This window comes from Ilyobacter sp. (assembly GCF_041583315.1).
Lineage (GTDB): Bacteria > Fusobacteriota > Fusobacteriia > Fusobacteriales > Fusobacteriaceae > Ilyobacter.
Map to the genome: position 1 here is coordinate 1 of NZ_JBFHGC010000070.1, position 7,480 is coordinate 7,480.

General features: G+C 33.9%; 13 protein-coding genes and 1 pseudogene. 6 read left to right on the forward strand and 8 right to left on the reverse strand.

Annotated features, from left to right (window positions below; translation table 11 throughout):
* The first annotated feature begins 143 nt into the window (after positions 1-143).
* The 6 genes from ABZA26_RS03930 to ABZA26_RS03955 all read left to right on the forward strand — a co-directional run bounded on the left by ABZA26_RS03930 (position 144) and on the right by ABZA26_RS03955 (position 2,959).
* Positions 144-491, forward strand: coding sequence for a hypothetical protein (locus tag ABZA26_RS03930; protein WP_372713214.1), 348 nt, complete (start codon positions 144-146; stop codon positions 489-491).
* 33 nt (positions 492-524) lie between these two features.
* Entirely contained in the window at positions 525-677 is a 153-nt protein-coding gene (locus ABZA26_RS03935; RefSeq protein WP_372713215.1) for a hypothetical protein, read from the forward strand.
* Positions 610-1,965, forward strand: a complete 1,356-nt coding sequence (locus tag ABZA26_RS03940; protein WP_372713216.1) for a recombinase family protein — start codon at positions 610-612, stop codon at positions 1,963-1,965. Before ABZA26_RS03935 ends, ABZA26_RS03940 begins: the two co-directional genes overlap by 68 nt.
* A 141-nt stretch (positions 1,966-2,106) precedes the next feature.
* Positions 2,107-2,298, forward strand: coding sequence for a hypothetical protein (locus tag ABZA26_RS03945; RefSeq protein WP_372713217.1), 192 nt, complete (start codon positions 2,107-2,109; stop codon positions 2,296-2,298).
* Positions 2,299-2,324: 26 nt separating this feature from the next.
* The gene (locus ABZA26_RS03950) at positions 2,325-2,546 is read left to right on the forward strand and encodes a hypothetical protein (RefSeq protein ID WP_372713218.1); all 222 of its coding nucleotides are present in this window, start codon (positions 2,325-2,327) and stop codon (positions 2,544-2,546) included.
* Positions 2,547-2,758: 212 nt separating this feature from the next.
* Positions 2,759-2,959, forward strand: coding sequence for a helix-turn-helix domain-containing protein (locus ABZA26_RS03955; protein WP_372713219.1), 201 nt, complete (start codon positions 2,759-2,761; stop codon positions 2,957-2,959).
* Positions 2,960-3,187: 228 nt separating this feature from the next.
* Here ABZA26_RS03955 and ABZA26_RS03960 read toward each other — a convergent pair whose 3' ends face one another.
* From ABZA26_RS03960 to ABZA26_RS03995, 8 genes and pseudogenes are all read right to left on the reverse strand, one after another.
* Positions 3,188-3,472, reverse strand: coding sequence for a hypothetical protein (locus ABZA26_RS03960; protein WP_372713220.1), 285 nt, complete (start codon positions 3,470-3,472; stop codon positions 3,188-3,190).
* 9 nt (positions 3,473-3,481) lie between these two features.
* Complete coding sequence (locus tag ABZA26_RS03965) at positions 3,482-3,796, reverse strand: hypothetical protein (RefSeq protein WP_372713221.1); 315 nt, start codon at positions 3,794-3,796, stop codon at positions 3,482-3,484.
* Positions 3,797-3,815: 19 nt separating this feature from the next.
* Positions 3,816-4,328 carry a hypothetical protein gene (locus ABZA26_RS03970; protein ID WP_372713222.1) on the reverse strand — a complete coding sequence of 171 codons (513 nt, stop codon included), beginning with the start codon at positions 4,326-4,328 and terminating at the stop codon, positions 3,816-3,818.
* Positions 4,325-4,666 carry a DUF1353 domain-containing protein gene (locus ABZA26_RS03975; RefSeq protein WP_372713223.1) on the reverse strand — a complete coding sequence of 114 codons (342 nt, stop codon included), beginning with the start codon at positions 4,664-4,666 and terminating at the stop codon, positions 4,325-4,327. The genes ABZA26_RS03970 and ABZA26_RS03975 overlap by 4 nt, the downstream gene beginning before the upstream one ends.
* Positions 4,667-4,671: 5 nt before the next feature.
* Positions 4,672-5,409 (reverse strand): hypothetical protein, encoded by a 738-nt coding sequence (locus ABZA26_RS03980; protein ID WP_372713224.1) that lies wholly within the window; start codon positions 5,407-5,409, stop codon positions 4,672-4,674.
* A gap of 46 nt (positions 5,410-5,455) precedes the next feature.
* A complete protein-coding gene (locus tag ABZA26_RS03985) occupies positions 5,456-6,727 on the reverse strand; it encodes a hypothetical protein (protein ID WP_372713225.1) in 1,272 nt (423 codons plus the stop codon).
* 9 nt (positions 6,728-6,736) lie between these two features.
* Entirely contained in the window at positions 6,737-7,306 is a 570-nt protein-coding gene (locus ABZA26_RS03990) for a phage tail protein (RefSeq protein ID WP_372713226.1), read from the reverse strand.
* Positions 7,299-7,480 (reverse strand): annotated as a pseudogene (locus ABZA26_RS03995) (baseplate J protein); the annotation flags it as partial. The pseudogene ABZA26_RS03995 and the gene ABZA26_RS03990, both read right to left, overlap by 8 nt.

The window sequence follows — 7,480 nt, forward strand, 5'->3', positions numbered from 1 at the left end:
AAGCTTACGACGATGTGATGGGTACCATTCGTTTTGGTGATGTCTATAAACTTATAGATGAAAAATTGGAATTGGAGGACGGAATATTAAGAAGGGTTATTTCTAAATAAATTCTGGAATTTATACAGAGTGAGGGGGCGAAAATGATAGAGGAAGTTTCTAGAAAATACGTGAAGGCAAAGAAAGAACATAAATGTATGTGGTGCTTTGGAGTCATACCAAAAGGCGAGATATATACAAAAGCTACAATAAAAGATGACGAAGGTTTGTATACTTGGAAAAATCATTTAAAATGTGAAAAATTAGCAGATGATTTGAGTATGTTTGATAATCTTTGGAGTGACGGACTAGGTTCGGATGAATTTATGGAAAATGTACAAGAATTTTTAAATATAAATCTTGATGAAGATGACGAGGATTTAACTTTATTTGGAGAGGAAGCTGTCGATAAGGTTATATCTATGTTTTCAGAAGGAATAAAGTCTATATAAATTTAAAACTTTATATAAATAGAGGAGGATAAAATGAAAGTAATAAATAAAAGGGTTGAAAACCATGAAATAAATCAAAATTTAAGACTAATAGAAAATTATTTAGAGGGTGTTCAATATGAAGAAAGCATTAATATATCTAAGAGTTTCAGACGAGATGCAGGAGTTGAAAGACAGTCTAAATAAACAAGAAGAACAGGCGATCAATTATTGTAACTTTAAAAATTATACTATATACAAGGTAATAAAGGAAGTAGGTTCTGGAAGAAGAAGGGACCAAAGAGAAGGGTTTATAGAACTTGAAAAAGAGATCGCAAGGAACACGTTTGATGTCCTTATCTTCTATGAGCTTTCCAGATTAGCAAGAAATCAATATCTACTACACAACTTAATACATAATCTAAAAATAAATAGAATAAGCTTCGAATCGATAACAGAAAGTTATTTAAACAGTGATAGCCCGACATCAAAGATGATGCTGGGCTTCCTAGCCAGTATGGCTGAAATCGAATCTGATATGATCTCTAAAAGAGTTAGAAACCGTATGAAACATTATGCTAGTGAAGGATACTGGATGTTTCAACCACCCCGGGGTTACAAGTTAGAAGAAAAAATACTTAGAATCCATGATGAGGAAGCTGAGGTGGTAAGAGATATCTTTAGGGAGTTTATTGCGGGAGCTTCCATAAAGAAACTTAAAGCCGCCTATAATCTTAGTGATCCAGGTATTAAAAACCTTCTTTCCAATGTGGCGTATATAGGGAAGACGAAATTCGGTTTTGCTGGCAGGGATAATAATACAGGTAAGAGAGTTAATAATCTTCCAGGAGAAGTATTTGAAGGTAAGCATGAATCTATCATAGACGAGAAGACTTTTAATATGGCTCAAAACATTCTTAACAATAAAAAAAGAAAATACAAAAGCTATATAGTAGATAATAAATTTCTTCTTACCGGACTTATTAAACATAACTGTGGTTATAGTGCTAACGGAAAAAGGCAAAAGAGTGGTTATACGCTATATAGGTGCAGAGACTGTGAAAAATCAATTCCTGCTAAACTGGTAGAAGAAGTAGTAGTAGAGGAATTTAAAAATTATTGTAAAGGACTTAAATATTTTAAAAATAAAAGAATTTCTAAGAAGAAAAATAAATCTTTAAATAAATTATCCACATTGAAATTTAAAAGAAGTAGGATAGTAGAATCCTATATGGATGGGAATATTAATAGAGAGTATTATTTAAAGCTAATTGATGAAATAGACGTAGAGATTGATACCATTAAAAATTCAATAGGAGAAAAAGAAAATAATGTCCCTAAAATTTTCAGCGATAACTATGACCTCCTTCTACAAATGGTTAATACTTTTGATAATAAAACTATAGTAGAAAAAAATAAAATTTTAAAATTGTTTATTGAAGCTATTATTTACAAAGACAAAGAAAGCGAGTTAGAGATAATTTATAAAATATAATCTTTTGCCTTATTTAAATAGTAGGACAACCTGCTATTAGAATAGGGCAAATGACAGTCGGTGGAAGAAAGTAAATAAAAACTAAAAAAATCTATAATAAGGTAGAATTCTCCAATTCGGCTTTATTACTTAAGGAGTATTATGAAAAAAGAAATTAAAAGTAATATTGAAAAATTACTAATTAGAGAATCCCAACTTGAAAATCCTGAGGTACAAGATTTAATTGCAGCTGGAGCTGAGGTAGAAATCATATCTGAAGAAAAATGGTCTGAAATGATTCTGAAGGCAAATGTTCTTATGGAAGAAGAAGAGAAAAAAGAATATAAAAACTAATTTTTTTAAATATTGGAGGGGTAGAATTGAACTATAATTTTAAAGGGTTTTTAATGTTGATGCTTGGAAAAACTAGTAGGTTAAAAAGTATGAAAAACTATGAAAATGAAAATTCTGTTTCATTAGATTTTTATGATGATATTAAGTTACATCTTGAAAAAATTGGAATTGATATCGACGATGACAGATATAATAATGCCTATGATTTTATAGAAAAAGAATATATCGATTATTTGAAAAATCTGTAGTAAAGAAATAAAAGCTATTTGGGATAGAGATCTATCTGAATGTTAAGGTTTTGTTATGGTTAATAAAAATGACTGGACAATTTATAAAATAAAAAAGGAATTTTATAATAATCTTGAAGAAGATACTAATGTAAATTTTTTCTCTTCATAACTACGAGGGCGCTCTAAAAAGGGTGCTCTCGTCTCCAATATCTGAATAAGGAGGTCGTGATATGCAAGTAAGACTTAAAGAAATTTTAGAACACAAAGAAAAATCAGTTTATTGGCTGGCTACTGAATGCGAAGTCACTTATAAAACTATGTTTAATTTAGTTAATAATAGAACAATTTCAGTTAAATTTTTTATAATAGAAAACATTTGTAAGGCACTTGATGTAAAACCAAATGATATATTTGATTTTACAAATTCATAAAATAATTATTAAATTGCAGTGTAAAATATGATTTGTTCTTTCATGAATATTTATATAAAGTGGGCCGTTCTTTTTTTAATGGCCCACTTCCTTAAGATTAACTTTTTTTAAAAATATCTCTGAATATACCAGATATAGAATGCCCTCTAAGACTTACCTTGAATGTAACTAGCTTAGTCTTATATTTAAGAGGGTTAAAACTTAACTGAAATCCCCGTTTTTTCAGGCTTATTCCTTCAAACCCAAATCTAGTTTAACTTTTTTTAATTCATTTTTAATTGTCTCATTATTTATCAAGTTTACATCGCCATTAACATCACTTTCTAGAAGGCCTCTTTCGAAAGCTTTTAACCTCTCTGCTATAAGTTTAGCAAGAGATGGCGGAATGGTCTCAGCAGCCTTCCTACCTAATGCTAAAAATTTTGGAACAGGTAATATCCATCCAATCAAAAATACTGCCAATGGCCAGAGCAGTGCAGCGTTTCCATTAAAAAAATCTAATATTTTTTCCATTTTACCCTCCTACTTTAAATAAGCGTTAATCATAGCACCCATGAACCCACTCACTAATACAGTTATTATAGTACTCGTGAGCTGTTCCCAATACCTTCCAGGCTTTTCTTTTAACTCCTCCACATCTTCTACAACTTTACTTAATTTTTTATTAAGTTCAGTGTGTTTCTCAGCTATAACAGCAATGTTTTTGTTCATTTCCATGAGGACTTCTTGATTTTTTTGAACTTCATCAATACGATGGTGTGCAGATCTCGCTGATGCTTCTACTAAAGATATCCTCTGTTCATGACTAAGCTGCAACTCTTTGCACCTTCCTTCCACTTAAGTACCACCTCCGATGTTAGATATCTTCCCCTGCTTTCCACCTATCATAAAGTGATAAAGCCCATTCACGGTTTTTCATATATTCATCTCTAGTTGCTGCCCCAGCATAAGAATTATAATATTTCTTGTAATATTCCCACAAACCTTCTGTTGTGCTAGGGATAGGACAAGGCACAACTTTATACCTTATACGACTTGCAATGACACATAGGAGAGCTGAGGTCTCTAATTCTCTGTGGTGAAGCTTGTCAAAATGGATATCATATCTTCTTTTACAGAATTCTATCCACTTACTCCCTCTTCTCAGAATATCTGTTATTCCTATCGGATCTATTTGCATTATACCAGTGCCATAACGATAATTAGTTCTATCAATCAAGGTCCCTAATTTCGTTTCTTGTGCTGCTGTACAAATCATAAGCTCTTTTGTAGCATCTACGTTCTCATTCACGCTTTTCATAGCTTCGCAGACATCCTCTATCATTTCAAATAACTGTGAAATTCTTGTAATCCCATAATATGTTTTCATTGGATCATCCCCTGAAAATAATAATGTGTCCATCCGAGTAATGTCACAGCTCTATAAAATAATTTTGCTGTTTTTTTATCCACGCCCCATATCCTCATTGCTCTATAAAACCTTCTATTAGCCTTTCTGAAACCGATTTTTTCTTTAAACCACCAATCATGAAGGACTGAAGGTGTTGTATACTTTTCACCAACAGAAGGAAATAACCACTTGGCCCACCATGGACTTGAGGCTCCATCAGTCTTGAAAGTTTTAGTGACGGTCGTATCCTTATGGGTAAAATCTTCTGTGACTTCCCATAAATTTTTACCTATCTTTTTTAATTTTATTTCTTCCATACACGTTACCATATTTGGTCTGTATTAAAATCCAAAAGACCTGATTCATCTAGATTATATACAGCTAATTTTAACTCTGCTTCCCTAAAAAATTGCGAACTTCTAAATGCACCTATTGCTCGATATATTGTATTTATTCTTGCTGGATCAGTTATTGGATTCTCTATTTCTCCGCTTGAGAAGGCCCAGAATGTGCTACCGTCCTCTTCTAATTCATCTTTACATGCACGAGCATCTGCAAGATCCTGAGTTCTGCCTTTTATGATTTTGGTTTCTTCAAATTTAGTTCCTATTTTAAGCATAGTATCTCTTTTATCTGCAAGAGAATTGATTAAGAATTCTTTCCATTCAATTTCATTTTCTTCAGTTAAAATGTAAGTTTGATGATTTGCATCCCAAGTGTGATAACTAGAAGGTTTGTCAATATTTGCTATTTCTCCATTCTGGTATATTTCACCTTCTCCCAAAGAAATTACTCCATATTCAAATTTCTCAGCCGTATTCATCTCTCTGACTATTCCATCGTCCACAGTTGGATAACTCAGTGCATTCCCGTAGTAGACAAAGTGAGCTTCAGAATCATATTCAGGCAGATCACCCCATAGAGGGAACATTTTCTTATAATCTCCACCATATATGTTTTGGAATTCCTCTTCAGTATAAGAACAGTCTCTTATTTTTTTTGCATATCCATTCTCGTCTTTTTCTATTTTGCTATACATAATATGATTTTTTTTACTCATTTTTACCTCCTGTTTTGATTTTTTAAGTTCGTATAAATTTTAGAATTTATTTGATTAGTATTATATTTTTTAACGTGTCATTTGCAAAAGTACCACCAAACGAAACATATGTAAACGTCAAAGTTTTTTCTGAATCATCGTAAATAACATTGAACCCCTCTTGATAACCCCCGTTAGAACCGTACGTGTCCGTAAAATGACAATTTCCGAACTCTCTTAAATATGCAAAAGATACACAATGTTCCGTAAAAATACCTGCATTACTGATAGACCGTTGAAATTCTAAAAAATTCCAATCTTCCGCATCTACGTCACTGTACTGAACTGAAGTTGCGACCGTTTGTGTACCACTCAAAAGCACTCTTGTTGTTTTGCATAAATTCTCTAATTTCTTGGCATTTTGCCACACGGAGATTTCCTCAAAATTCGATGTTGGATTTGCTACCGCTGCAGATCCAGATGTATTTATACAGATATACATCTTCCCGGTAACACTGTCCAACCTCTCGTCAAGATAGTTGCTCGTATTATCCTGCATAGTGAGAAGATCTGCCGTGTCATTGTGCCTTGTTATGTTTGCTATATCCTTTGACTTTCTAATTAGTGAAGCCAATTCAAGATTTGTTATATTATCAAAATCTATTGAATCAGGTCCAGTCCAGGAACCGCTTGCTGTTTTATTTGCCCTGTAATATTGAAGAGTATTATTAGAAAAATACACCTTATCCTCTATAATATCCGTTACTTCCTCTATAACTCCTCCGTAATTGTTTCCGAAGATATAGTTATGATTAGCAGAAAGTCCATTGTCGTCTACAGTCATCGTATGATCCGCTGCCTTCACCTTATCGTTAAGGTCGTACATAGTTGCATACACCTGACTCGGATCAAGAATGGTTTCTGTTGTTGCGTTCGATATTACTGCTAGGATATCTCTTACCCTTTCTACAAGATTTCCTCCGCCTTCTGCTGGGAGTTCCTCTCCGTCTCCGTCATTCACATAACAGAATAAAGTTTCAGCTATCTGATCAGTTTGAGCATACACCCCTACTTCCCTAATCCATTGGGATGTTTCTAGACCTTCGTTAGAATACACACCCCTCACTCTTACTGTACTCCCTGACTTTGATACAGAATTGATTCCTACATCCTGCCATAGGCTTTTTATTGCTGTGAAAGTCTTGGGGTCATCTTCAGCTAATAATTCTCCATCGCCTATTTTTATAGTTACAAATTGCAGTGGCACTCCTCTGCTGACAGCATCAGCAAGTAGAGCAATACCTGCATTTGTTATGATTGAACCATTTGTACTTAACATATTTCCTCCTTACTCTGCTGCAGGCATTGACACTATCCTGCCTGATGAATGAGATCCGACTGTATATTCAAGGTTTAATTGATCTGTAGTAGAAACTGTAAACCCAGTTATATGGTCTCTTGCTCCTTTGTAGTGGTTTGCCATCTCGTATATTCTGTCTACCTCTTCAGGTGTAGGCACGGAATTATCTACAATAAGTTTAAATGTAAATGGATCCACTCCGTATTGGAACCATTTAAGTATTTCTATCCCTCCAAAGACATCGTCCAGTGCATCCTGTAGTGATGCCTCGGTACCTTTTCCCAAATGAGATATATAAGAGTTTGAAACCATCGCTGCCTTCTTTGATTTTATAAGCTGTTCATCGTAGAAATCCACATGCCACGAGATCGCAAGCTCGTCTAAAAGATCCTCATCCATGTTTTCAAAATCCTTATACATGAAAAGCTGCGGAATTTTAGGTAATATTTTTTCTTTCACCTGATTCTCAAAGATTTTAGTCATAGATTTTATGTTATCGTACTGCCTGAGGTGTTCAGGTAGTAGAGATGTAAAATCAAGATCTGCTATCTTAGTCATTCTCTACACCCCCGTATGTCAGTGTAAAACTTGTATCTTGAGCCACCTGGTAATCAAGGACCTCTATAAATTCTGGTGTAGTTATTATAAGCCTCTTTGCACCTGCGTTCTTACACAGTGTTATTAACTCCTGCGGGTCTATATCTCTCCCCAGCGCCTCTTTCTGCCAGCCCC